At 68.5% G+C, this 22,847-nt stretch carries 22 protein-coding genes and 2 tRNA genes; 14 read left to right on the plus strand and 10 right to left on the minus strand.

Features of this window, described 5'->3' with window-relative positions:
- Window positions 1-51 precede the first annotated feature (51 nt).
- The 4 genes from VD997_04715 to VD997_04730 form a co-directional block, all read right to left on the minus strand.
- Window positions 52-1,722, minus strand: a complete 1,671-nt coding sequence (locus VD997_04715) for a Ppx/GppA phosphatase family protein (protein HYE61279.1) — start codon at window positions 1,720-1,722, stop codon at window positions 52-54.
- Window positions 1,723-1,797: 75 nt separating this feature from the next.
- A complete protein-coding gene (locus VD997_04720; protein ID HYE61280.1) occupies window positions 1,798-2,127 on the minus strand; it encodes a DUF3467 domain-containing protein in 330 nt (109 codons plus the stop codon).
- Between the two features lie 191 nt (window positions 2,128-2,318).
- Window positions 2,319-2,402, minus strand: a tRNA-Leu gene (locus VD997_04725).
- Between the two features lie 72 nt (window positions 2,403-2,474).
- Window positions 2,475-2,548, minus strand: a tRNA-Val gene (locus VD997_04730).
- A gap of 79 nt (window positions 2,549-2,627) precedes the next feature.
- On the opposite strand from VD997_04730, the gene VD997_04735 reads away from it, so the two are divergent.
- Both VD997_04735 and VD997_04740 read left to right on the plus strand, forming a co-directional pair.
- The gene (locus VD997_04735) at window positions 2,628-3,947 is read left to right on the plus strand and encodes a nodulation protein NodZ (protein HYE61281.1); all 1,320 of its coding nucleotides are present in this window, start codon (window positions 2,628-2,630) and stop codon (window positions 3,945-3,947) included.
- 55 nt (window positions 3,948-4,002) lie between these two features.
- Entirely contained in the window at window positions 4,003-5,364 is a 1,362-nt protein-coding gene (locus VD997_04740) for a CinA family nicotinamide mononucleotide deamidase-related protein (GenBank protein HYE61282.1), read from the plus strand.
- A gap of 66 nt (window positions 5,365-5,430) precedes the next feature.
- On the opposite strand, the gene rpoD is transcribed toward VD997_04740, so the two are convergent.
- Both rpoD and dnaG read right to left on the minus strand, forming a co-directional pair.
- Window positions 5,431-7,407 (minus strand): RNA polymerase sigma factor RpoD, encoded by a 1,977-nt coding sequence (rpoD, locus tag VD997_04745; protein ID HYE61283.1) that lies wholly within the window; start codon window positions 7,405-7,407, stop codon window positions 5,431-5,433.
- A gap of 120 nt (window positions 7,408-7,527) precedes the next feature.
- Window positions 7,528-9,459 carry a DNA primase gene (gene dnaG / locus VD997_04750; GenBank protein ID HYE61284.1) on the minus strand — a complete coding sequence of 644 codons (1,932 nt, stop codon included), beginning with the start codon at window positions 9,457-9,459 and terminating at the stop codon, window positions 7,528-7,530.
- A gap of 395 nt (window positions 9,460-9,854) precedes the next feature.
- On the opposite strand from dnaG, the gene VD997_04755 reads away from it, so the two are divergent.
- The 6 genes from VD997_04755 to clpX all read left to right on the plus strand — a co-directional run bounded on the left by VD997_04755 (window position 9,855) and on the right by clpX (window position 13,648).
- Complete coding sequence (locus VD997_04755) at window positions 9,855-10,148, plus strand: acylphosphatase (protein ID HYE61285.1); 294 nt, start codon at window positions 9,855-9,857, stop codon at window positions 10,146-10,148.
- A 31-nt stretch (window positions 10,149-10,179) separates the two neighbouring features.
- The gene (locus tag VD997_04760; GenBank protein HYE61286.1) at window positions 10,180-10,875 is read left to right on the plus strand and encodes an HAD family hydrolase; all 696 of its coding nucleotides are present in this window, start codon (window positions 10,180-10,182) and stop codon (window positions 10,873-10,875) included.
- A 154-nt stretch (window positions 10,876-11,029) separates the two neighbouring features.
- Window positions 11,030-11,782, plus strand: coding sequence for a hypothetical protein (locus VD997_04765; GenBank protein HYE61287.1), 753 nt, complete (start codon window positions 11,030-11,032; stop codon window positions 11,780-11,782).
- Window positions 11,783-11,822: 40 nt separating this feature from the next.
- Entirely contained in the window at window positions 11,823-12,182 is a 360-nt protein-coding gene (locus VD997_04770; protein HYE61288.1) for an LPXTG cell wall anchor domain-containing protein, read from the plus strand.
- A 171-nt stretch (window positions 12,183-12,353) separates the two neighbouring features.
- On the plus strand, window positions 12,354-12,878 hold the full coding sequence (locus VD997_04775) for a ClpX C4-type zinc finger protein (protein HYE61289.1): 525 nt from the start codon (window positions 12,354-12,356) through the stop codon (window positions 12,876-12,878).
- On the plus strand, window positions 12,872-13,648 hold the full coding sequence (gene clpX, locus VD997_04780) for an ATP-dependent Clp protease ATP-binding subunit ClpX (protein ID HYE61290.1): 777 nt from the start codon (window positions 12,872-12,874) through the stop codon (window positions 13,646-13,648). The genes VD997_04775 and clpX overlap by 7 nt, the downstream gene beginning before the upstream one ends.
- Window positions 13,649-13,812: 164 nt before the next feature.
- Here clpX and VD997_04785 read toward each other — a convergent pair whose 3' ends face one another.
- A complete protein-coding gene (locus VD997_04785; protein HYE61291.1) occupies window positions 13,813-14,355 on the minus strand; it encodes a DUF2617 family protein in 543 nt (180 codons plus the stop codon).
- A gap of 645 nt (window positions 14,356-15,000) precedes the next feature.
- Between VD997_04785 and VD997_04790 the strand changes: the two genes are divergently transcribed.
- Both VD997_04790 and VD997_04795 read left to right on the plus strand, forming a co-directional pair.
- On the plus strand, window positions 15,001-16,746 hold the full coding sequence (locus tag VD997_04790) for a hypothetical protein (GenBank protein ID HYE61292.1): 1,746 nt from the start codon (window positions 15,001-15,003) through the stop codon (window positions 16,744-16,746).
- Window positions 16,743-17,129 (plus strand): hypothetical protein, encoded by a 387-nt coding sequence (locus VD997_04795; protein HYE61293.1) that lies wholly within the window; start codon window positions 16,743-16,745, stop codon window positions 17,127-17,129. The genes VD997_04790 and VD997_04795 overlap by 4 nt, the downstream gene beginning before the upstream one ends.
- A gap of 14 nt (window positions 17,130-17,143) precedes the next feature.
- Here the strand turns inward: VD997_04795 and VD997_04800 are convergent, their stop codons facing one another.
- Window positions 17,144-17,878: a hypothetical protein gene (locus VD997_04800; protein ID HYE61294.1), complete on the minus strand. Its 735-nt coding sequence runs from the start codon at window positions 17,876-17,878 to the stop codon at window positions 17,144-17,146.
- Between the two features lie 204 nt (window positions 17,879-18,082).
- Here VD997_04800 and VD997_04805 point away from each other — a divergent pair, with 204 nt between their 5' ends.
- Window positions 18,083-19,336 (plus strand): type II secretion system protein GspG, encoded by a 1,254-nt coding sequence (locus tag VD997_04805; protein ID HYE61295.1) that lies wholly within the window; start codon window positions 18,083-18,085, stop codon window positions 19,334-19,336.
- A gap of 199 nt (window positions 19,337-19,535) precedes the next feature.
- Here VD997_04805 and VD997_04810 read toward each other — a convergent pair whose 3' ends face one another.
- Window positions 19,536-20,444 carry a DUF481 domain-containing protein gene (locus VD997_04810; protein ID HYE61296.1) on the minus strand — a complete coding sequence of 303 codons (909 nt, stop codon included), beginning with the start codon at window positions 20,442-20,444 and terminating at the stop codon, window positions 19,536-19,538.
- 60 nt (window positions 20,445-20,504) lie between these two features.
- Window positions 20,505-20,915, minus strand: coding sequence for a large-conductance mechanosensitive channel protein MscL (gene mscL / locus VD997_04815; GenBank protein HYE61297.1), 411 nt, complete (start codon window positions 20,913-20,915; stop codon window positions 20,505-20,507).
- A gap of 240 nt (window positions 20,916-21,155) precedes the next feature.
- Between mscL and ndhC the strand changes: the two genes are divergently transcribed.
- The 3 genes from ndhC to VD997_04830 all read left to right on the plus strand — a co-directional run bounded on the left by ndhC (window position 21,156) and on the right by VD997_04830 (window position 22,819).
- Complete coding sequence (ndhC, locus tag VD997_04820) at window positions 21,156-21,557, plus strand: NADH-quinone oxidoreductase subunit A (GenBank protein ID HYE61298.1); 402 nt, start codon at window positions 21,156-21,158, stop codon at window positions 21,555-21,557.
- Window positions 21,558-21,564: 7 nt separating this feature from the next.
- Complete coding sequence (locus tag VD997_04825; GenBank protein HYE61299.1) at window positions 21,565-22,035, plus strand: DUF2752 domain-containing protein; 471 nt, start codon at window positions 21,565-21,567, stop codon at window positions 22,033-22,035.
- Between the two features lie 127 nt (window positions 22,036-22,162).
- Window positions 22,163-22,819: a hypothetical protein gene (locus tag VD997_04830; protein HYE61300.1), complete on the plus strand. Its 657-nt coding sequence runs from the start codon at window positions 22,163-22,165 to the stop codon at window positions 22,817-22,819.
- Window positions 22,820-22,847: the final 28 nt, after the last annotated feature.

Here is a 22,847-nt window from a genome sequence, read left to right on the forward strand (position 1 = left end):
GTGGTCCGCCAGTGGGGGGTTAGCGGTTGCGTGGAAGTGGTTGGACGGGAGTTACCCGTGGAGGGGGGTGTCGGAGGGGGTGGGGAGGGCGACATCGATGGGGCGGTCGAGAACTGAACGGAGGAGGTCGGACTTTTTAGCGGCGGCGCGGGCATCGAGGGCGGCGTCGCCGGTGGTGTCGAGCTCGAGGCGGAGCTGCTTCTTGCCGAAGCGGACGCGGGCGTCGCGGACCACCTGAGTGTGCGAGCGGTCGAGACCGTCGGCGGTGCGGAGGATGGCGCTGAGGCGGAGGACCAGGTCCTGCTCTTTGCGGGGCAGTGCGGCGAAGTCTTTGTGGTCAGCGGAGGGGACGGCGCGCCGGTGGTAGCGTGCGATGAGGGCGACGAGCTCGAGGTGGTGCGGGGGCCAGTGGGGGAGGTCGGCGTGGCGGACGATGGTCTGGCTATGGCGGTGGTGGCGGCGGTACTCCACCATGGTGCCGACATCGTGGAGGATGGCCGCGGCTTGAAGGATGGCACGCTCGTTGGGGAATGAGCCGACGCGGAGGGCGCGCCCGGGCTGCTCGCGGAACTGGTCGTAGAGACGGGTGGCGAGCATCGCCACGTGCTCGCTGTGGGGCTGGTCGTAGCGGCAGCGGCGTGCGAAGTCCCGGGCGGCGGCGACGAGGTCGGGCTCGCGCGCGGGGGCATCCTCGCGGGTGCGGGCGGCGACCTCTTCATCAATCATGCGGAGGAGCAGGCCCTCGCGGAAGCCGCCGGGGTGGACGTGGACCTGGGCGACGCCGAGGTGCTTCACGAGGCGCTCGATCGCGGTGAGGCCGGCGACGGCGATGTCGGCGCGGTCGCTGGGGAGGCCGGGGAGGCGGAGGCGCTGCTCGAGGGGAAGGGCGCGGAGTTCCTTGACGATGGTCTTGAGGGTTTCGGCGGAGACGGGGCCGAGGGTGGCGAGGTTGGGAGCGTTGCGGCTCACCACGTGGCCGCGGTGGGCGGCGGCGAGAGTGAGCAGGGTGGTGAAGGCGCCGCCGCAGCCGACCAGGATTGCGGGCGAGGTCTCGTGGGGGCGGACGTGAGCGGCGATGGTGTCGTCGATCCAGCGGCGCATCTCCTTATGGCGTGCGCCGGCGGCGGCGTCGGGGCCGCCGAAGGACTCGGTGAGGCGGACCGCGCCCAGGGGCATCGAGGTGTTCTCGGTAATGATGCCGTGCAGGCTGAAGACGACCTCCATGCTGCCGCCCCCGATGTCGACGACGGCGGCGGAGGGTGCGGAGAGGTCGTGCACGCGGGCGGCGCTGCGGTAGGTGAGCTTGCCCTCGTCGAGAGCTGAGACGATCTCGAGGGTGATGCCGGTGCGGTCGCGGACGAGCGCGGCGAAGTCGGGGCCGTTGGAGGCCTCACGCACGGCGGCAGTGGCGAAGGCGCGGAGGGTTTGGATGCCGAGGGCGTCTGCGGTTTCCTTGAATCGGGCGATGGCCTCGACGGAGGTGGCCATGGCCTCGGTGCAGAGCGCGCCGGTCTGGGCCAGGGTGTGGGCGAGGCGGGTCATGGCGCGGTCCTGGGCGAGGGTGGTCCAGGAGCGCTCGCTGAGGAGTTCGACCGCGAGCAGTCGGAGGCTGTTGCTGCCGACGTCGATGACGGCGAGCCTGCGGCCGGCGAGCCAGAGGTTGGACTGCGCTGCGGGCGGCGGGTGGCTGTTCAAGCTCGGTGGTGGAGTGTCCGCCCGCATCGAGGGGAGTGTACGGGCATGAAAAAACCCCGCGTCAGGTGACACGGGGTTCTGATCGTTATTGGTCTGGCAGGATTACTGGCTGAGGCGGGGGCTGCCGCCCTTGCCCGACTGCTGGCCGGAGATGTTGATCTCGCCGTTGCGCTCCTCGAACTGGCGGACGACCTGGCCGAGGCTGATGGCGAGGCGCTTGGCGCCCGCCCAGTTCATGACGACGCGGCTGCCGACGGAGAAGACGAGAACGGGGGTGTTGTTGTCGGGGCCGGGCTGGGGCAGGTTCATGCCGAAGTCGAGGACGACCTCGTCCTGCGTGGTGGAGGTGCGGATGGTGTTGGCGTAGGTCGAGCTCATCTTGGACTCGTCGATGCGGAGCTGGACCTGCTTTGTTTCCTGGTTGTCGGCCATGTGTTTCATCCTTCCGCCCGGCGGGACTATTCCCGGGGCTATCGTGCAAATGCCCGGTCGCGTTGTGGTGGCTCGCGCCGCGCTCGGCGCCCGCGGCAACTGGCCCGGGCGTCATCCCCCTGTTGTTGGTGGGAGGGGACTGTAAGCCGGAAAGCCCGCTGGTCCAGCGGGGCGGTTGCTCTATCGGGAAGTGCCGGAGGAGGGACTTGAACCCACACTCCCTTGACGGGAAACGGATTTTGAATCCGTCGCGGCTGCCATTACGCCACTCCGGCGTGAGACTTGTGGGCCCGCCCAAGCCGGGCTGGGGCCGGTGGGGCCCTGTGGGGAGTGGGGGGCCGCGGAAGTGGGCGCAACAGGACTCGAACCTGTGACCTCGGCTATGTGACAGCCGCGCTCTAGCCAACTGAGCTATGCGCCCGTGGGGAGGGGATGATACCCGTCCGCCCGCGGTCTGGCCAGCAAGAGGGTAAAGTCGGGCGATCACCCGGAGTGCAGGCGTGTCGATCGACTTCCAGGCGTATACGGCGGACGCGCTGCAGGCGTGGCACCAGGGCAACCTGCCTCTGACCGATGTGCTGTGCGACATCATGGTGCGGATGGGGTGCGCGGACCCGGTGGTAGTGGGGCTGCAGGGGCTGGTGGCGCTCAACGTGGGGGAGTACAAGCGGGCGGTAGACCTGCTGACAACCGCGACGAAGGGGATGGCGGACCCGCAGCTGCGGGAGGGCTTGAACGCGGCGCGGAAAGGGCTGCGCGAGCAGGCGATGGTGCGGGCGGATGGGCGGAAGCGGTACCTGGTGATCAAGGCGTGGGGTTATGGGTTCTGCTCGGACCTGGACCATGTCCTGGGGTGCCTGCTGCTCGCGGAGCTGACGGGCCGGGTGCCGGTCATCGAGTGGGGCAGGAGCAGCCTCTTCAGAGATGAGAGCGACGAGGACGCGTGGGTGCGGTTCTTCGAGCCGGTGTCAGCGGTGCGTGCGTCGGAGCTGATGGGCAAGAAGCTGACGTACTTCCCGCCGAAGTGGAATGACGGCAACCTGCTCGAGGCGGAGGTGAACAAGTTCGGTGGGGCATGGGCGCGGATGGGAGCGTGCCTGTACCTGAATCGGCGCGAGGACGTGGCGGTTTCGGACGTGCACATGAGCGTCACGCAGGTGCTGTCGTGGGCGCGGGCGGGGACGGCGTGGGCGGCGATGAGCCCGCCGGCGGCCTACCGCGCGATCGTGAAGAAGTACCTGCGGCCATCGGCGGAGGTGGCGCGGCGGGTGGAGGCGTTCGCGCAGGAGCACTTCACGGCTACTCCGATGATCGGGGTGCACGCGCGGGGTGGGGACAAGCCGGTGGAGGACCCGATCCTGAGCGAGCGGAACAAGACAACACCGGAACTGGTGGATGCGCTGCTCGCAAAGCACCCGGGGGCGAAGGTGTTCCTCCTGACCGACGACGTGAAGCTGCGGGAGCAGTACGCGGCCAGGTACGGAGCGAAGCTGGTGACCACCGAGTGCCTGCGGACGTCCACGGCGCACGGGCTGCATTACTTGCAGCACGAGAGCCGCACGAGGCTGGGGCTGGAGGTGATGGTCGACATGTACCTCGCGGCCCGGTGCGATTACTTCATCGGGGTGGGGACGAGCAACGTTTCGGCGATGATCGAGCACCTGAAGGACTGGCCGGAGGGGACGCTGGACCTGCGGCCGTTCTCGGCCCATTACAACCTGAACCCTTTCCTGTACCGGTACTCGCTGTCGGCTGAGCAGGAGGCGGAACTGCGGGCGACGAACGAGGCCCAGAAGGCGCGGGAGCGGCAGGGGGGTTGAACGCCCGGAGGGCGGGCGTACGCGGGTCGGGCGGACCCGATACCCTGTGTGGCCGATGGGAGCGGACGAGACACAGCCGGGGCAGCCGCCGAGCGCGCACGAGCGGGCGGCGATCGTGTCGGTTGGGGATGAGCTCTCGCTGGGGCAGACGGTCAACACCAACTCGCGGTGGGTGGCGGAGCGGCTGACGGGCGTGGGGATCATCACGGTCGAGCATGTGACGGTGGCGGACGACGAGGCCGCGCTGGTGGGGGCGCTCAGCCGTCTCGCGGGCGTGGTGGACCTGCTGATCGTGACGGGAGGCCTTGGGCCGACCCTGGACGACCTCACGCGCCAGGCGCTGGCCGCGGCGATGGGCGACACGCTGGTCGAAGACGCGATCGCGCTGGAGCAGGTGTCGGCGTGGTTCACATCGCGCGGGCGGGTGATGCCGGAACTGAACAAGGTGCAGGCGCTGCGGCCGACGCGGGCGACGTCCTTGCAGAACCTGCACGGGACGGCGCCGGGGCTGCACGGGGTGATCGGGCGGTGTGACTGTTTCTGCCTGCCGGGGCCGCCGCGGGAGATGCAGCCGATGTTCAGCGCGCAGGTGGCGCCGCGCCTGCGGCCGCCGCCGGGGCGGACGGTGGCGACGCGGGTGCTGCACACGGTGGGGATCGGCGAGAGCGACCTGGCGACACGCCTGGGCGCGATGATGAAGCGTCAGGGGGACGAGGGCGTGCTGGTGGGCACGACGGCGAGCGGGGGGATTGTGAGCGTGCGGCTGCGGTACGAGGGGCCGCTGGCTCCGTACGACGCCGACCACCTGCTCGAGAAGCACATGCGCGAGGTGCGCGTGCGGGCGGGGGCGTACGTGTTCGGCACGGGCGAGGACACGCTCGCGGGCGTGGTGGTGAAGCTGCTGCGCGAGCGTGGCGAGCGCGTCGGCGCCGTCGAGTCGTGCACAGGTGGGCTGCTGTCAGGGATGCTGACGGATGTGGCGGGCTCGTCGCAGGTGTTCGCGGGCGGGCTGATCACGTACTCCAACGCGCTCAAGCAGTCGCTGGCGGGTGTGGATGCCTCGCTGTTCGGGCCCGAGGGGCCGGGGGCGGTGAGCCGCGAGTGCGCTTTGGCAATGGCAACGGGCGGGCTCGAGAAGCTCGGTGTGGAGCATTGCCTGGCGATCACGGGGATCGCGGGGCCGGGCGGGGCGGTGCCGGCGTTCGGGACCCGCCCCGGCAAGCCGGTGGGGACGGTGTACATCGCGCGGGCGTCGCGTCAGGCGGGTGCTGGGCGGGTGTCCACGGACGTGCGGCACTTCACGATGGCCGGGGACCGCGCGAGCGTGCGCGACTGGTCGGCCAAGAGCGCGCTGGCGATGCTGCGGCTGCACCTGGCGGGCGCGGAAGAGCTGAAGCTGCTGCGGCAGGCGGACTGAACGAACCCACGGAACGAAAAAGGGCTGCCCTTGCGGACAGCCCCTCTGATTGGTTGAACCCTGAGATCAGACGGTGGCGGGGGCGGGAACTGCCGCGGGGGCGGCCACGGACACCGGCATCACGTTGACCATGGGCATGGGCTGGGAGAGCGGGGCGGGGGCGGGGGCCGGCTCGCCGCGGACTTCCTTGTACACCGACCGCTCGACGAAGCCCTGGAGCTTGCGGGCGCGGACGGGGTGCTGGAGCTTGCGGATGGCCTTGGCCTCGACCTGGCGGACGCGCTCTCGCGTCACCTTGAAGATGCGGCCGACTTCTTCGAGGGTGTAGGTGTAGCCGTCGCCGATGCCGTAGCGGAGCTTGATGATCTCGCGCTCGCGGTAGGTGAGGGTCTTGAGCACGCCCTCGATGCGGGCCTTGAGCATCTCCTGCGCGGCCACGTCGCCGGGGGCCTCCTGCGTCTCGTCCTCGATGAAGTCGCCGAAGTAGCTGTCCTCGCTCTCGCCGACGGGGCGGTCGAGGCTGACGGGGTGGCGGCTGATCTTCATCACGCGGCGCACCTCGACGCTGTTCATGCCGGCGCGCTCGGCGAGCTCCTCGATCGTCGGCTCGATGCCGTTCTCCTGGAGGAGCGCCTTCTGAATGTTGCGCAGGCGGCTCATCGTCTCGATCATGTGCACTGGGATGCGGATGGTGCGGGCGTGGTCGGCGATGGCGCGGGTGATGGCCTGGCGGATCCACCACGTGGCGTAGGTGCTGAACTTGAAGCCGCGCCGGTACTCGTACTTGTCGACGGCGCGCATGAGGCCGGTGTTGCCCTCCTGGATGATGTCGAGGAAGGACAGACCGCGGTTGCGGTACTTCTTTGCGATGGAGACGACGAGGCGGAGGTTGCCGCCGGAGAGGTCGCGCTTGGCCTGCTCGTACTCCCAGAAAACGGTGTTCACCTCGCGGATGCGGCGGATGACCTCGCCGGGGTCCTCGAGCACGAGCGAGCGGAGGCCCTCGAGCTCCTCGCGCATCACGGCGAGGTCCTCGGGGTCGTACTGCTTGAGGGGGCGGCGGGAGCGCTTCATCTCCTTGCCACGGTTGGCGGCGCGCCGGAGCTCGCCCTCGAGCTCGGCCATCTTCTTGGCGATCGACCGGAGCTTGCGCATCAGCGGGATGATGCGGCCGGTGCGGAGCGAGAGCTCCTCGGTGAGCGCGGCCATGCGGCGGCGGCGGGTCTGGATGCGGGCCTTGAGCTCGGTGATCCGCGCCTCGTTCTTCTCGGCCTTCGCGGCCTGGAGGTCCTCCCAGTCCTTGCGGTTGAGGGTGAGGAGCTTCTCGATGGTGGGGAGGTTGACGGGGATGCGCTTGGCGATCTTGCCCTTGGCGTCGGCCTCGGCGGTGCTGATCCGCATCGTGCGGTCGAAGGGCAGCTCGCCCTTGTGGACCTGCTTGAGGATGTCCACCGCCTGGGCGACCACGTAGTCGCTCTCGAGGCAGCGGCGGCGGAAGATCATGCGCGTCGTCTCGATCTTCTTGGCGAGGCGGATCTCCTCCTCGCGGGTCAGCAGCGGGATCGTGCCCATCTGCGAGAGGTACATGCGGACGGGGTCGTCGATGCGCTTGCCGCTGGCCTCTTCGGCGACGACCTCGGCGACGTCCTTCTGGATCTCCTCCTCATCGGGGTCGCTGTCCTGCTCGGCCGCGGCGGCCAGGATGGCGGCGCCGTTGAGGCTCTTGCGGAGGGTGGCGGCCTCGGCAGCACGCTCGCCGCCGGAGACGGACATCGCGCGGAAGACGGAGGGGAGGGCGGACTTGCCGCAGGCGCTGCCCGTCTCGCCGCGCTCGAGGGCGAGGCGGTGCATGCGGGCGCGGTACTCGAGTTCATCGACGACCTCGATGCCGAGGCGGTCGATGACGACGAGGAGCTCGTCGAGACGAGCAGGGTCGACCATCTCGTCGGGGATGGTGTTGTTGATCTCCTCGTAGCTGAGCCAGCCACGACGACGTCCGACCTCGACAAGCTGCGCCACCGCGGGATGAAGTTCGCCGATCACGCCGATCTCCTCAGCACAGTCTAACTACCAACCTGGTACTGCTCGGTGAACGAAACGCTGCGATCCATCGCGACAAACAGGCACCCGCAATCCTGCGCGGGTGAGTGGTTCAGAATCCAATCACCCGGGCCTGGGGAACACGCGCCGGTCTGCCCCCAGCGCGGTGTGCATGGCCCTCTTGAGCTTGATCTGTTTCATCAGGTCGTTTGCCTCGCGGGCGCCCGCGGAGGCCGAGCCGCCGGCGAGCTTCGCGCGCTCGTGGTCGAGCCGTGCGCGGGTTAGGCAGGCCTGCCAGTGAGCGTGGAGGCGATCGCGGTCCTGATCGGTCTCGTGGTTGATGCGGGAGGCGAGGCCGATCGCGGCTTCCTTGACCTCAACCTCGTCGACGCTGCGGATGAGCGTGTTGAGGTCGGCCGTGCCGTGATCTTCGCCGATGTCGTGGATGACTTGTGCGACCCGCCTGAGCAACGCGTAACGGTACGCCGCGGGCGCGATGAAGTCCCGCTCGTGCTCGGAGAGCGTGGACAAAAGCTGGCCGTCGCAGAGCACGCACCCGAGGAGGTGCTCGGCCGGCGTGAGCGGCGCGGTGGCGAGGGGCGGGAGCGGTGCTCCGTCCCCCGCGTCCGGGCTGTCGGCACTGCTGTCGGTTGCGCTCGCGCTGTGAGTTGCGGCCTGTGCGGTGGCTGTTGGTGAGGTGAAAGACTTAGGGCGGCGGCCGGCGGGGATGGCCGCGGTGATCGTGCCCTCGTTGAGGTCGGCAACGGCGGCGAGGCGCTTGACGATGAGCTTCTGGCGGATGGGCTCGACCTCGTTGAGGCCCATCTCCACCAGGCGGGCGATCTCGTCCTTCATGGCGCGGGAGAGCGCGGCCATTCCGGCGCCCTCGAGCTTCTGGCGGAGGCGGACGAATCGGTACTCCAGCAGGTCGGTCGCGGCGGAAAGAGCGGTGCGGAACACCTCGCCGCCGCCCTCACGCTTGAGCAGCTCGTCGGGGTCCTTGGCGTCGGTGAACCGGTTGAGGGTGGCGATGGCGACGTCCAGGTCCTCGCCGAAGAAGACCTCGACCGCGCGGTCGGCGGCGCGCTGGCCGGCCTCGTCCCCGTCGAACAGCAGGATCACCCGGTCGCACAGGCGGCGGAGCACCGAGGCGTGCTCGCGGGTGAGGGCGGTGCCGAGGGTAGCGACGGCGTTGCAGAACCCCGCCTGGTGGCAGGCGATGACGTCGGTGTAGCCCTCCGTGATGATGGCGGTGCGCTCGGCCTGGATGGCCTTGGCGGCGTGGTGGAGGGCGTAGAGGGTGCCGGACTTGTTGAAGACGCGGGTCTCGGGGCTGTTGAGGTACTTGGGCTCGTCTTCGTCCCTGATCTTGCGGGCGCCGAAGGCGATCACCCGGCCGATCTGGTCGTGGATGGGGAACATGACCCGGTTTCGGAAGGCGTCGTAGGCGCCCTCGCTGGACTCGCGCTTCTTGAAGAGGCCCGCCTCGAAGAAGGCCTTGGGGTCCAGCCGTTTGTGCTGAACGGTGGTGATCAGCCCGTCCCAGCGGTCGGGGGAGGCCCCGAGCGAGAACTTGGCGACCATCTCGGGTGCGATGCGTCGCTTGGCGATCACCTCGCGGGCGGCCTTCCCGTGCTCGGGGTGGGCGAGGATCGCCTTGAAGAACTCCGCGCCGGTGGCGTTGGCGTGGAGGACGTCGCCGCGAGAGATGGGCGCGGGGCCGTCACCGGCCGGGCGCTGGTGGCGGGTGAGGGTGATGCCGGCGCGCTCGGCGAGGTACTCGAGGGCCTCGCGGAACTCCATCTTGTGGAACTTCTGCACGAAGGAGAAGGCGTCGCCGCCGGTGCCGCAGACGAAGCAGTGGAAGATCTGCTTGCCGGGCACGACGTTCATCGAGGGGTTCTTGTCGTTGTGGAAGGGGCAGAGGCCGACGAGCTCGCGACCCTTGCTCTTGAGGGCGACGTGCTCGCCGATGAGGCGCACGATGTCCGTCGCATCGCGCACGCGATCGCGGTCGCCGTTGTCGTGGAACTTGGCCTTCCAGAGGTCGCTCACCGCGGTCCCCAAAACCGAGACAGAGCACACGAAAGATGCACACACGCACGACAATGGGCGAAGGCGGCCGAGAACTGCGGCGGGCGGGGCGCGGGGGCTGCGAGCAGCGGCGCGGGTCGATAGGTTGTCCCCGGATGGGGAGGTGCCAGCCGCAGCCCGGTTGACGCTCAGGAGAGGGTTGATCTCGCCGCGGTTAGTGGCCCGAAGGCCGTGGGTGCGGGATGATCTAGAGGGTGAGCGGTCCTTGCTGCACCATGACGGTATCACCAAATCCGTCTGAAACCAATAGAAAGGTTGGGCAACCCCACACGGGCGCATGATTCTCGGGCGACGGGTGGCCTGCGCGGGGGGCGGGAGTGGGGGGCGGGAGTGGGGAGCGGGAGTGGGGGGCGGGAGTGGGCGAGGACTGGGAGGGTGCGATGGAGCGGCGGCGGATCGAGTTCAGCGGTCGGGTACAGGGGGTCGGGTTCCGGGCGACAGCGCGGGATGTGGCCCAGGGGCACGCCGTGACCGGGTGGGTGCGGAATGAGCCGGAGGGGTCGGTGCTGATGGAGGTGCAGGGGGAGGGCCCGGCGATCGAGATGTTCCTGGCCGACCTGCGGGGGCGGATGCGGCGGTTGATCGCCCACGAGGGTGTGACCACGATGCCCGTGGCTGCGGAGGAGCGGGGGTTCGTGGTCCGCCGCTGAGGCGAAGGCCGATGCGGGGAAAGGTGGTTACGTGCTGATTCTGTTCGATATCGACATGACGCTGATCACCTCGGGCGGCAGCGGCATGAAGGCGATGGTGGAGGCGGGGCAGGAGCTGTTCGGGCCGGGGTTCCACGCGGAGGGGGTCTCGTTCGCGGGGAGCCTGGACCCGGTGATCTTCAGCCAGATGCTGCGGAGGCATGGGCAGCCGGACACGCCGGAGGTGCACGCGCGATGGCGGTCGCTGTACGCAAGGAAGCTGGAGGCGAGGCTGCGCACGCCGGGGATCGCGCGTGCGCTGCCGGGGGTGATGGAACTGCTCGATGAGGTCGAGCGCTCGCACGCGACGATGGGGCTGCTGACGGGGAACTTCGAGGAAACGGGGAGCCTGAAGCTGCGGGCCGCGGGGATTGATCCGGAGAGGTTCGCGGTGCGGGTGTGGGGGGATGAGTCGCCGCACGAGGTGCCGCGCCGTCAGCACCTGGTGCGGGTGGGGATGGAGCGAGGGTGCGCGGTGCGTGGTGCGGAAATCGCGCGTGAGTCGGTGGTGGTGATCGGGGACACGCCCAACGACGTCGAGTGTGCGCTGGCGCACGGGTGCCGGTGCCTGGGGGTGGCGACGGGGCGCAGCTCCGCGGCCGAGTTGATCGAGGCCGGCGCAACCCACGCGGTGGAAGACCTGTCGGACACTCGTGGAGTGCTCAGGTGGCTCGGGCTGATTTCTTAATCCCGGGATGAGAGGACCGGGTGGAGCGCTGAATAAGTGCACTCATTCCCCGGCTGATGGCCCACGAATGAGCGCTTAGGGGCCGGTTAAAAGAGTATGCTTGGAAGTCCGCGGCCTAAACGCGGCGAACACCGCCCCAAGGAGTTGGTCTGCGATGTCCGAAAGCTACCGCGCCCTGTGCACCGATTTTTACGTCAACCAGAAGATCGCGGTGAAGATGGAGCTTCCCCGCACTCGGGAGACGGTGCTGGACCTGTTTGAGCGAGTGCGCCGGCAGTTCCCCGGGATGAGCTCCTTCCGCCGCTACCGGGATGAGCTTGCACTGGAGAGCCCGCAGAGCGAGATGCCGCACCGGTGGCTGGCGGTGCGGAACACCAACATCCGCTCGGGGGTGGTGAACCCCAACTCGCTGGACGAGGGGTACTCCTTGCACCGGCACGTGCTGGAGGTGGCCCCGGCCTACATGTCGATCAGCCCACTGGACATCGAGTACGTCGAGCTGCTGTACGGCTTTGATCTCACCGCCGGGGGCAACCACGACGCGATCGTGCTCGACGCGCTGATCCCGGGCTCGCCGTTGTCGGCGCTGCTGGATATACCCGGGGCGACACCAGTGGACTGCCAGCCGCTGGTGGGGCTCACCCTGGGCCAGCGCGGCGACCTTGAGATCTACTTCGAGGTCAAGACGCGGGCGGGTGGCGCGCAGCAGCGCGAGCACCACGAGGGCGGGGGCGACCCGATCTCGGTGTACCTGACGCTCCGCAAGTTCGGAGCGGTGGGGGACACCAAGGAGCTGCCCGGGATCCTCACGCGCCTGGCCCACCAGGGCGAGGAGCTGGTGGAGCACCGGGTGGTGCCGGGGATGCTGGTGCCGATCCGCGAGGCGATCGCCTCGGGCAACATGTGACGCGGCAACAGCACAGGCCTCGAGGCGGTAGCATCCGTCAATGACGACCGTGTACCTGGCTCAGGAGCCTGCGCCGGCCGCGCCGCCGCCGAAAAGGGCGACGACGGGCGACATCATGCTGGCGGCGGGCGTGCTCATCGGCATTGCGCTGGTGGGCGGGTTCGTGTGGATGTACCTGCGGAAGCGGCTGTTCGCGCCGGACTCTGCGAGCAGCGCAGGGACGATCATGGAGGACCTGCGGCGGATGCGGCAGGAGGGGAAGATCACGCAGGAGGAGTACGACAGCATCCGCAAGAACATGGCGGCGCGCCTGGCCCGGAGCGGGTTCGGTGACGAGAAGCCCTCCCAGGGGACAGACCGAGGGCCGGGGCGCGGGCCGGGCGCAAGGGATGGCCGATAACGACCTTCCGGGCCGCGGAATGGCGGGAGAGAGTGCGGAGGGGGTGCTGGGATTGCCGATTCCAGCCTTCGACGGAAGGTCGAGAGAGGGGTGCCCACGGGCGGGCACGCCGATAAGCTTTGAGGAAGAAGTACGTTCAGGGCACGCGCAACGCACGCCCACGAGGGATTCATGGCCAAGAACAAGCCGGACGGCACGGACCAGAACAATGACGCGTTTCGCGGGCGCAAGGTGACGACCTGCTCCTTCTGCGGCAAGACCAGCCGCGAGGTGGGGCCGATGGTCGAGGGCCCCAACGCGGTGTACGTGTGCAGCAGCTGCACCGACCTGTGCCAGAACATCTTCAAGCAGGAGAAGCGGCGTGTGAACTCCACGTCGACGTGGCTGCGGGATATCCCCTCGCCGCGGACGATCAAGGAGTTCCTCGACCAGTACGTGATCGGGCAGGACTTCGCCAAGCGGGCCCTGGCGGTGGCGGTGAACAACCATTACAAGCGGCTCCAGAACATGGAGCAGGGCAGCAACGGCGTCGAGATCGACAAGAGCAACATCCTGCTGATCGGGCCCACGGGGTCGGGCAAGACGCTGCTGGCCAAGACCCTGGCCCGCATGTTGAAGGTGCCGTTCGCGATCGGCGACGCGACCACGCTGACGGAGGCGGGGTACGTGGCGAGGACGTGGAGAACCTGGTGCTGAAGCTGCTCCAGGCCGCGGACTTTGACCTGGAGGCGGCGCAGCGCGGGATCATCTACATCGACGAGGTGGACAAGGTCGGCAAGACCAGCAACAACGTGTCCATCACGCGCGACGTGTCGGGCGAGGGCGTGCAGCAGAGCCTGCTGAAGATGCTCGAAGGCACGGTCAGCAACGTGCCCCCGCAGGGCGGGCGCAAGCACCCCGAGCAGCAGTACATCCAGGTGGACACGACGAACATCCTGTTCATCTGCGGCGGCACGTTCGTAGGTTTGGAGGAGATCATCCGCCGCCGCCTGGGCAAGACCAAGATCGGGTTCTCGCTCACGCACACCGAGCGCGACGAGACCAAGGAGACCGCAAAGGTCCTGCAGCAGGTGACCGCGGACGACCTGATCGACTTCGGCATGATCCCCGAGTTCGTCGGGCGTCTGCCGGTGATCGCGCCGATGGTGCCGCTGAGCGTCGAGGCGCTGGTGTCGATCCTGACCGAGCCCAAGAACGCGATCGTGCGGCAGTACCAGCACCTGTTCAGCCTGGAAGGCGCGAAGCTCAGCTTCACCCCCGGGGCCCTCAGGAAGATCGCCGAGCGGGCGGTGAAGCGTGACACGGGTGCGCGTGCCCTCCGCGCGGTGATGGAGGAGATCATGATCGGGCTGATGTACGAGCTGCCCGACCAGAACAACAGCGGCGTGGAGTACGTGATCGACGAGGGCGCCATCGAGCACAAGCGGCCGCTGACGGAGCTGCGGGTGAGCAAGAAGGCGGGCTGATCGCGGGGATTGCTCGGAAAGAGCCGATCGCGCAAGCGATCGAGTCTTCTTCCGGTTTATCGGAAAGCACAACGGCCGGCTGCGCGTGCAGCCGGCCGTTTTCGTTTTGGCGATGGTGGTTGTTGCTGGAGAGGGAAAGTTCGATCGCTTGCGCGATCGGCTCTTCAGGCGTGCTCGAAGATCGTCTGGGTCCGGAGCACCAGGGCCGCGGAGGCGATGAGGTGGTAGCTCTGCACGTGCACCTGGCGGGCCATGCGCTGGATGTCCAGGATGCTCAGGCAGCGGCCGGCCTCGTCGTCCCACGTGTGGCTGAGGGAGTGGTTGAGGCGGGCGTGGTCGAGCATCTCCTCGAGCGACGCGGCGTAGAGGCTGTCGCTGAGGGTCTCTGTCTGCACCGAGGTCATGTACGTGACCTTCTCGCGGGGGAACCGGTGCTCGACGTCCCGCTCGCCCGCGCAAAGGAACGAAGACACCTGCCCCTGCAGCGGCGGTGTGCGTTCCTGGTCGGTGAGCAGCTCCGAGACGCAGAGCGTGCGGTGGTCGAAGCGGAGCATGTGGGTGCCGGGGAGGATCCAGGCCTCAAGCTCGTATTCGCCGTGCTTCACGACCCGGCGGCCCTTGAGGGCCATGGACTCGGGGTGGAGGGCCCGGTTGTAGAGGATGATCTGGTAGGTCTGGAGGACGTTGGTCTTGGTCGGAAGGTTCATCACTGCTGACTCACTCCCACACGAGTGTGCCGGGTTCCTGCGCCAACCCCCGGGATTGTCCGAGGGGCTGGCAGTGCAGACGCTGAAGGCCACGGTCCGATACCTCACAGTCGGGAGCCCCAACGTATCCCCCTGCGGTTGTTCGCCGCGACACCACCATATATATTGCGGTCGCGGCTGACAAGCCCAATTTGTGGTACCTCTGCTCCGAATGAGAGCCGGATTAAGGACCGCATAAGGGGCACTTCACAGTATCCTGACGAGCGCAGAGGCCCTGTGTCAAGGTTCATTAAGACATTCTCTGAGCGACTCGCGGCCGCCCGCCGGCTGCACCCCCGCCTCCGGGCGATCGCGCTGGGGGAAGCCCTCGCGGTGGCGTCGACGGAAGAGGCAGAGGCGCTGGCCGCGGAACTGCTTGATCTCGCGGTGCTTCCGACATCCGCAGCGCGGCGGGGCGCGGTTCGCTGGGGCGCGCTGATTCCGGGTTTACGCGCGTCGGCAGAATCTGCGGGTGATGCGGCGCTCACGCAGCTCGCGCGTTCATGGCGACGGCTGCCGAGCGGTTGTGCACAGGCGGCGCTAGCGGCTGGGGATGAAAGGTGGGGGGAAATCCTGTCGCGTCTGAGCACGGACCCGGGCGGTCCGGTGCGCCTGTCGCTGGCAACGCTGGTGGGGGAGGCGGGGGATGCGCGCTTGGCGGCGATCGCGGGGGCAATGCTGCACGACCAGGACGCGGCGGTTGGGGACGAGGCGGAGCGGTCGCTGATCCTGTTGGCGTTGGCGGTGGTGCGTGAGGAGTTGTTGCGGGTGGAGGGGTGCGCGCGGTTCATCGAGGACACGCCCGCGCCGGGGATGAGACTGACCGCCGCGCGGGGCGTGCGCGGCGGGGCGGATGAGCTCAGCCGGTACGTGGCTGACGCGGTGATGACCTTCGGCGAGCACCGGCGGAGGGGGCCGGTGATCGCGGCGATGCTGCTGGCGGGGCGTGAGCGGGTGCGCGGGGCTGGCCACGGAGCACGGGCCCTGCGCGCGTGGCTGGCGGGCACACAGCACCCGAGCCACAGCGTGGTCCGGTCAGTGCTTCGGTGGTCGAAGGCGCCGGTGGCTCGCCTTCGGGCGCTGGAGTGGCTGTCGCGGGACGGGCTGGGGATCGCCGCGGGCGAGCGGCTGGTGCGTGGGCGGTCGCTTCTGGAGCACGAACTGGTGCTGACGAACGCGCACCTGCTGCACCGGCCGCTGCGGCGGGCGCGCCTGGTGGGCGTGAAGGCTGTCGCGGCGCGGGGGTCGAAGGGGCGGGCGCGCGAGGTGGTGGAGTCGACGTTCCCGAGCGGGGCGGGGTTGAAGGTGCTTTCGGCCGCAGCCCGTCGTGGATTGCCGCGGCTGTGCGCGGGTTTCGGGCTGGGGGCCCGGGCCCGGGCGGAGGTGCTGCGGCCGATGCTGGGCGATGGCGACGCGGGGGTGCGGCACGCGGCCGCGCGGGCGGTGCCGATCGCGGAGCTCGGCGAATACTGCTTTGACGCGGACCCGCTAGTGGCGCGGGGGGCGTTCCTGATGCTATCGAGCGCAGGGTGCGGTGCGGAGGCGGGGCGCCCGACTGCGGGCAACATCGCGGCGCTGCGGCGCTCCCCGCACGCTGAGGTGCGGCGGTGGGCGGCAGAAGACCTGTCACGTGAAGAGGGCGCGGGGCCTTACGGGCGGCTGGCGCTGCGGCGGGCGATGCAGGCGGAACGCGGGGAGTTCCTGCGGCAGCTGCGGTCGGACCTGCGGGCCGTGAATGGGGCGGTGGCGCTGGAGGCGCTGCGGCGCGTGCGGGCAATGAGCTTGCACCAGGAGGTCGCGGCGGAGGTGCTGGGTCTGGCGGCGGGGGAGCATGAGGAGGTGCGGGTGATCGCGACGGCGGTGGCGCTGCTGGCAAGCCTTGGTGGTGCGCGGGCGCGGGAAATCGCCGCGGCGCAGGTGGCGCACGCGGATGGGCGTGTGCGGGCGAACGCGGTGGAGGCGCTGGCGAAGATTGAACGGGTGCAGGGGAGCAGCTTGCCTTCGGCGGTGGTGGAGCTCAAGGGTGATCCGCACCACCGTGTGCGTGCGAACGCGCTGCGGGCGGCGATCACGGGCTCGCTTGAAGGATTGGGTGAGATGCTGGGCGACGAGCGGGCGATGCACCGGCTCGCCGGCGTGTGGCTGGCAGGGCGGGTGCTGGGCAGTGGCGCGGGTCGCTTCGGTGAGGCATGGGCAGAGTGCGGGGCACGGATCGGTGAGATGGCGCGCTTCGATGAGGATGCGCAGGTGCGCGGAAGGGCCGCGGCGTGCGCGCGGATGCTGGAATCGCAGTTGCGGCGGTCGTGGCAGGGCGCCGGCCACAGCGCGAGTGGGGTCGGGGGTGCCGCATGAGGCTCTGGACGCTCGGGATCGAGCCGGTGCGGCTGGTGAAGGGTGACGAGACTTCCGCATGGGCGGCCGAGGCGTGGATGGTCGTCGCCAGCATGGTTGTTCTGCTCGTGGCTATCAGTGGCGTGGTGCTGATGGTGAGGGCGCGGCGAGGGCGCGACGATCGCGAGAGTGCCTTCCGTGCGTTGGCATCCGGCCTCGGGCTGTCAGGGGATGCGCGGGGGCTTCTGCGGCGGTTGGCTGCGGCGCACGGGGCCGCGTCGCCCGTGGCGTTGCTGCTGAGCGATCACGCGCTGCGACAGGCGGTGGTCGGCGTAAAGGGGGCGGGCTTGCCGCGGGCGGAGCGGAGAGCGCTGGAGCGGCTGCGGGCGGACCTTGGCCTGTGAGGCGGGTTGGATGATCAGTCGATGGGCGGCTGGCTCGCGCGTTTGGCGAGGGGAACCTCGGCGCGCAAGCGGCGGGCGATGTCGACCATGACGAGCTGGTCATGGTTGATGGCGAAGTGCGAGCAGAGGCGGCCCAGGCCAGGGTTCACGTCGACCCAGTAGGGCAGCATGCCGGGAGGCGCGGTGTTCGAGGCCCCGATCCACCAGTCTCGCAGGGCGGCGTAGCAGTGCAGCTCGCACGCGTGGGCGCGGCCATTGAGGCCGCAGAGGAACTTCGACTGCGGGCGCATGTCCCAGGCGCACGGGTCGGGGATGATGACCTGCGCGATCTTGGCGCCGCGGTGCGGCGAGGCAACGGTGAAAATGCGGCGGATTTTGAGCGGGCCCAGGTTGAATGCGTCGCACGCGAGGGCGCGGGAGAGGATGCCGCCCATTGAGATGCCGACCACGTCGATCTCGCGTTCGCACAGGCCCTTGCTCCGGATGACTGAGTATGCGTGGGCCGCGGCAGAGTGGAGCGAGAAGGCGAGCGGGTAGGTGATGGAGGTGAAGTCGTCGGGTTTGCCCGAGGTGAACGGGCCGAGCCGGGAGGCCATGCTGATGTTTGCGATGCCCGGGGCGTGCCAGCCGCCGAGGATGACGACGGGGCGGGCAAGGGGCGTAGGGGTGCTCCGCAGGCGCTGTGTTTCGGCCTCGAGCGAGGCGGGCTCCAGGTGAAAGTCGGGGTTCACGTAACGCCGCTTGGGCATGGGGCGTTGATGGTACGGCGGCGCGCAGGCCTTGTTCGGCCCTCCTCCGTTCAGTACTGGCGCGCGGGGCCGGGCTTGTCGGTCCGGCGTGGGGCGGGTCCTCTCACTAGAGTTCAAGCATGAAGCTTTCCAAGTGGTTGTTGGCGGCGTTGCTGGTGTGCGGGTCGGCGATGGCCGTGCATGCGCAGGAGGTGGCACCGCCGCGTGACGCGTCGGTGCAAGCGCGCGAGCAGGGTGACGCGTACGTGCGTGTGCGGGATGCGGCATGGGAGCCGTACGGCGCTGCAGGTCGCGATCCGCAGCTTCGAGGGCAGGCCGGGGCAGCCGGTGGTGCACCTTGTCGGCGTGACGCATATCGGCGAGAAGGCGTACTACGAGGACCTGCAGAAGTTCCTCGATGTGCAGGACGTGGTGCTGTTTGAGGGGGTGAAGCCTGGCGAGGCCGCGGCGGACCTGGAGAAGGCGGACGATGCGTCGCGGGTGAAGATGACCAAGTCGCGCCAGCGGCTGCTGGCGGTTGTCGTGACGCGTCACAAGTCCAAGCACGGGGCGCTACCCAAGACGTTGGAAGAGGCGCTGGCGCCGCTTCACGGCAGCATGGCGCGGCTTGGGAAGGCCGCGACGGTTGACGGGTGGGGGCGGGAGCAGCGGTATGAGGTGCTGCCGGCGGAGGAGGGGAAGGCCGCGAAGTTCGACATCGTGTCGCTGGGGGCTGACAACGCCCAAGGCGGCGAGGGCGCGGCGGCGGACCTGAAGTTTTCGCAGCAGAAGCCGCTGACCAAGGAGGAGCGGAGCGGGGGCGAGGGGATCCAGATGCAGCTGGCCAAGGCGCTGGGCCTGGAGTTCCAGCTGGTGGCGATCGACTACAACCGGCCCAACTGGCGCAACAGCGACATGACGATGACGGAGCTGGAGAAGGCTCTGGAGGAAGCGGGTGCTTCGGGGGGCATGCTGTTCAACATGCTCGACGGCTCGTCGATGATGTCGAAAATGGTAAGCGCGCTGCTGGGGATGATGGGCAGCACGCCCGAGGGCTCGTTCTACATGAAGGTGATGGTGGTGGAGACGCTCGCCCGCGCCGAGGAGATGATGGAGGTGCAGGGCAAGTCGAACAAGGGCATGGGCGCGATGATGAAAGTGCTCATCGAGGGGCGGAACCAGGTGGTGTTCGACGACCTCGAGAAGCTCATCCGCGAGGAGCCGGGGGTGACGTCAGTGGCGCTGTTCTACGGCGCGGGGCACCTGGCGGACATGGAGGAGCGGCTGGTGGCGATGGGCTACCGCGAGACGGGGGTCGTGTGGAAAGACGCGATCGAGGTGGACCCGGGCGCGGTGAAGGGCGGCAAGGCGCTGATGAAGCAGGTCCGCCGGCAAGTCGAGCGCATGGTGCCCAAGGGCGGCTCGCCGGGTGGGAAGCCCGACGAGCCGGCGCTCAACAAGGACGCAGAGAAGGAATGAAAAAGAGCGGGCGACCGGGTTGCGAACGGTCGCCCGCCGAGGGTTGCCGCGCCGGTTCAGGGGTGAAGAACCGGAGGGCTGTCAGAGTCGTTCGCTGATCCATGCGACGCGTTCGCGCTCTTCGCGTCAGGAGTGCGAAAGAAAAAAGGGGCTCCCGTGGGAGCCCCTTGTCAATGTCGCCGGCTGGAGCGGATAACGCTTAGAAGGACCACACGAGCAGGGCGAAGTAGTCCAGGTCGTTGCGCTTCTTGTCGCCACCCGGGTTGCTGTCGTAGCGGTTCTCGATGCCGATCTTGAGGCTCATCTTGGTCTCGGGGTCCACGAGGATTTCCCAGCCCACCTTGGCCTTGGCGCGGTAGTGGTTAAGGTCGAGGAAGTCGGGGTAGAGCTCGACGGAGGCCGTGAGCTGCTGGCGCTCGGTCAGCTTGTGGGAGAGGTCGGCGCCGAGCAGACCTTCCGGGTGCCAGCGATTGTCCTCGCCGCCGAAGTCGCGGCGCACACCCACACCGGCGCGCCCGATGAGGGTGGTCCTCTGGTTCTCGATGAAGGCGTAACCGATACCGTTGGTGATCGTGACGCGGTGCTGCCAATCCTGGAAGTCGTCGTACTCGTAGGTGCCCTTGAGGAAGTAGCGCCAGCGCGAGCCCTTCGCGAAGATCCAGTCGTTCTGTGCGTTGGCCTCGAACCGGTTCTTGGTCACTTCGTTGTCGGCGGTGGCCCGCAGGTACATGAGGCTGGCCTTGGTGTCGTAGCGCTCAGTCTTGCGCTGGGCGTTGACGCCGGCGTGGACGTTGAGGTTCTGCGAGTTGCCCTCGGAGCCGTTGACGCCGACCTCGACGCCGCCGGTCCAGCCGCTGAAGAAGGGCCAGCGCGACTCCTGCTTGGGCGGCTCGAGCTTGTCCTGGTCGGGGGCGGGGGCGGAGGCCGTGGGCTGGTTGGTGGTGAAGAGCTCGACGGTGTTGCTGCCGAGGGTGAGCTCGGTCGAGACCGCGGCGGTCGTGGCCGCGCCGGCAAGGCCGGGGTTGAGCGGCAGCAAGCCGTCGGACGCGAGGGCTTGAACTGCGAAACCCGCGGCCGCGATGAGGGCCGCACAAGACAATCGGCGCATACCACCACTCCTTCTCGTAAACCTCACGAGACCACCTGAGGACAGGACAACACGTTGAGATCAGCGGGCCCGGAGGGCGTCGCGGATTTCGGTCAGCAGGATCTGCTCCTTCGTCGGGCCCGGGGGGGGCGGCGGCGGGGGCTTGGGGAACGCGCGGTTCATGGCCTTGATGACCATGAAGATGCAGAAGGCGACGATGAGGAAGTTGATGAGGGTGTTAATGAAGACGCCGTAGGTGACCGCGACCTCAGGCGTAATCACCTTTTCGCCCTCCATGATCGCTTCCTTCAGGACGAACTTCTTGTCCTTGAAGTCCACCCCGCCGGTGAGGAAGCCGATGGGCGGCATCAAGATGTCTTTGACCAGCGAGTTGACGATGTTGCCGAAGGCGGCGCCGATAATGACCCCAACGGCGAGGTCAACGACGTTGCCTCGCATCGCAAACTCTCGGAACTCTCGGATCAGGCCCATGGGTGTGCCCCCTTGTTGCCCGGCGCAATTCCCGGGCGCGGGGCTGAAACTACAGGGCGGTGGCGGGGGGTGCAAACTGCGTGGGCAAGCGACAGGGAGTGACAGGGTTCGCACGGCGGGGGCGGCATGCCGAGTGACGATGGGTCGCCGCCAACCCGGGACTCCGGCCCCGAGCGGCCTCAGTCCCGGCGTCGTGGATCTAGTCCCGGGGTCGGTTAGGGGCGGTATGATCGTCTCCCCATGAGCCTGACGCTTGCCGCCCAGACCGAGCTTTCGTCGTACCTGCCGGTGTTCATCATCATTCTGATGGCGATCAGCTTCGCGGTGCTGAACATCGTGGCGAGCGCGATCATCGGGCCGCGCCGGGAGGGGCGGATCAAGGGGCAGACGTACGAGTCGGGCATGAACCCGATCGGCACTGCCCGCAAGCGGTTCAATGTGCGGTTCTACCTGATCGCGATGGTGTTCCTGGTGTTCGACGTCGAGATCATCTTCCTGTACCCGTGGGCATCGACGTTCCCGAACCTGGCGCCCCAGACGGACATGGGGCTGATCTGGCTGTGCCGCATCCTGTTCTTCCTGTTCACTACCGTGGTGGCGTACCTGTACGGGTACCGCAAGGGTGTGTTCAAGTTCGACTAAGCCGCACGTGACGCACGCGCCCGCACAGGCCCAGCCCCTGCCCGCGAGCCGGGCCAATCGCGCGAGCGGCGGCGAGCGTGTGGTGGCGAGCTTGGTGGCCGCGGCGTGCCTGGCGGTGCTGGTGATCGCGGCGGGGCTGACGCCCGCGGGCGAGGGATCGGGGACGCACACGCAGCTGGGGATGCCCTCGTGCGGCTGGGCGGTCAGCTATGGGGCGCCGTGCCCCACCTGCGGCATGACCACGGCGTTCGCGCACGCGGCGCACCTGAGCCTGTGGCAGTCGTTCAAGACACAGCCGATGGGGTTCCTGCTCGCGGTTGGCACCGCGGCGGGGTTCTGGGTAGCCTTGTACGTGGCGGCAACGGGGTCGCTGCTGGGGCGGCTGTGCGGTCGGCTGCTGGCGCCCAGGATGCTGTGGGTGCTGCTGGGCATCGCGGCGGCGTCCTGGGCCTACAAGTGGGTGGTCTGGGAGAGCTGACAGCCCACGCGCGGGACGCGAAAGTGGGGCGGTGCTGAGGCTTCCCGCAGGCCGCGTGCGTACTGGACACTCGCGCCGCCGACGGCGGGAAAGCCACGAAGGCGCCACAAGGGCGAAGGAACTGCGTATGCGTGCGATCGTTCTGCTGCTGATGCTGGGTGTGTGCGCGGCGGTGCTGCCATCGTGCCAGGCCGTGGCGGCAGCGGAGGCGAACAGGCGGCGGCACAGCACGCACCTCGTCAAGGCCGACTTCACGGGGCTGGAGGGCAAGACAATCGCGGTGGTGGTCGCGGCGGACCGGTTCATCCAGAGCGATCACCCGGACCTTGTCGACTATGTGACGACGAACCTGACCAAGCGGCTGTCGCAGTCGGCTATCCGGCCCAACCCCAGCGGCTACGTGCCGGCAAAGGAGGTGCTGACGTACCTCTACGACAACCCAGCGTGGCCGAGCAAGCCGATGACGGAGATCGCCAAGGGGCTGGGCGGGGTCGAGCGCATTGTGTTTGTGGAACTGTCGGAGTTCCGCCTGCGGGAGCCGGGCAACCAGTACGAGTGGGACGGCGTTGCGTCGGGCACGGTGGCGGTGGTGGCGGTCGATTCGACCACTCCCGACGAGTACGTGTACCAGAAGCCCATCACGGTGCGGTACCCCGACGGAAAGGGTTACGGGCCCGAGCAGGTGTCGATGAGCGCGGTGATGACCGAGCTCGCGCGGCGCTTCGTGGAGCGGACGGCGTGGCACTTCTACGACCACGAGGAGCCGTACGAGCCGAAGTATTGAGTGTGGTTTGCTCTCGGGGCCCGGCGGC

It is taken from the genome of Phycisphaerales bacterium, from assembly GCA_035627955.1.
Taxonomy (GTDB): Bacteria; Planctomycetota; Phycisphaerae; order Phycisphaerales; family UBA1924; genus JAEYTB01.

What these genes read in the sequence shown, in the direction of transcription:
- VD997_04810 (HYE61296.1), bottom strand. Translation starts at nt 20,444, where the DNA reads ATGCGCCGATTGTCTTGTGCGGCCCTCATCGCGGCCGCGGGTTTCGCA.
- VD997_04715 (HYE61279.1), bottom strand. Translation starts at nt 1,722, where the DNA reads ATGCGGGCGGACACTCCACCACCGAGCTTGAACAGCCACCCGCCGCCC.
- VD997_04720 (HYE61280.1), bottom strand. Translation starts at nt 2,127, where the DNA reads ATGGCCGACAACCAGGAAACAAAGCAGGTCCAGCTCCGCATCGACGAG.
- mscL (HYE61297.1), bottom strand. Translation starts at nt 20,915, where the DNA reads ATGGGCCTGATCCGAGAGTTCCGAGAGTTTGCGATGCGAGGCAACGTC.
- VD997_04785 (HYE61291.1), bottom strand. Translation starts at nt 14,355, where the DNA reads ATGAACCTTCCGACCAAGACCAACGTCCTCCAGACCTACCAGATCATC.
- VD997_04775 (HYE61289.1), top strand. Translation starts at nt 12,354, where the DNA reads ATGGCCAAGAACAAGCCGGACGGCACGGACCAGAACAATGACGCGTTT.
- VD997_04770 (HYE61288.1), top strand. Translation starts at nt 11,823, where the DNA reads ATGACGACCGTGTACCTGGCTCAGGAGCCTGCGCCGGCCGCGCCGCCG.
- VD997_04830 (HYE61300.1), top strand. Translation starts at nt 22,163, where the DNA reads ATGCGTGCGATCGTTCTGCTGCTGATGCTGGGTGTGTGCGCGGCGGTG.
- VD997_04800 (HYE61294.1), bottom strand. Translation starts at nt 17,878, where the DNA reads ATGCCCAAGCGGCGTTACGTGAACCCCGACTTTCACCTGGAGCCCGCC.
- VD997_04765 (HYE61287.1), top strand. Translation starts at nt 11,030, where the DNA reads ATGTCCGAAAGCTACCGCGCCCTGTGCACCGATTTTTACGTCAACCAG.
- VD997_04795 (HYE61293.1), top strand. Translation starts at nt 16,743, where the DNA reads ATGAGGCTCTGGACGCTCGGGATCGAGCCGGTGCGGCTGGTGAAGGGT.
- VD997_04740 (HYE61282.1), top strand. Translation starts at nt 4,003, where the DNA reads ATGGGAGCGGACGAGACACAGCCGGGGCAGCCGCCGAGCGCGCACGAG.
- ndhC (HYE61298.1), top strand. Translation starts at nt 21,156, where the DNA reads ATGAGCCTGACGCTTGCCGCCCAGACCGAGCTTTCGTCGTACCTGCCG.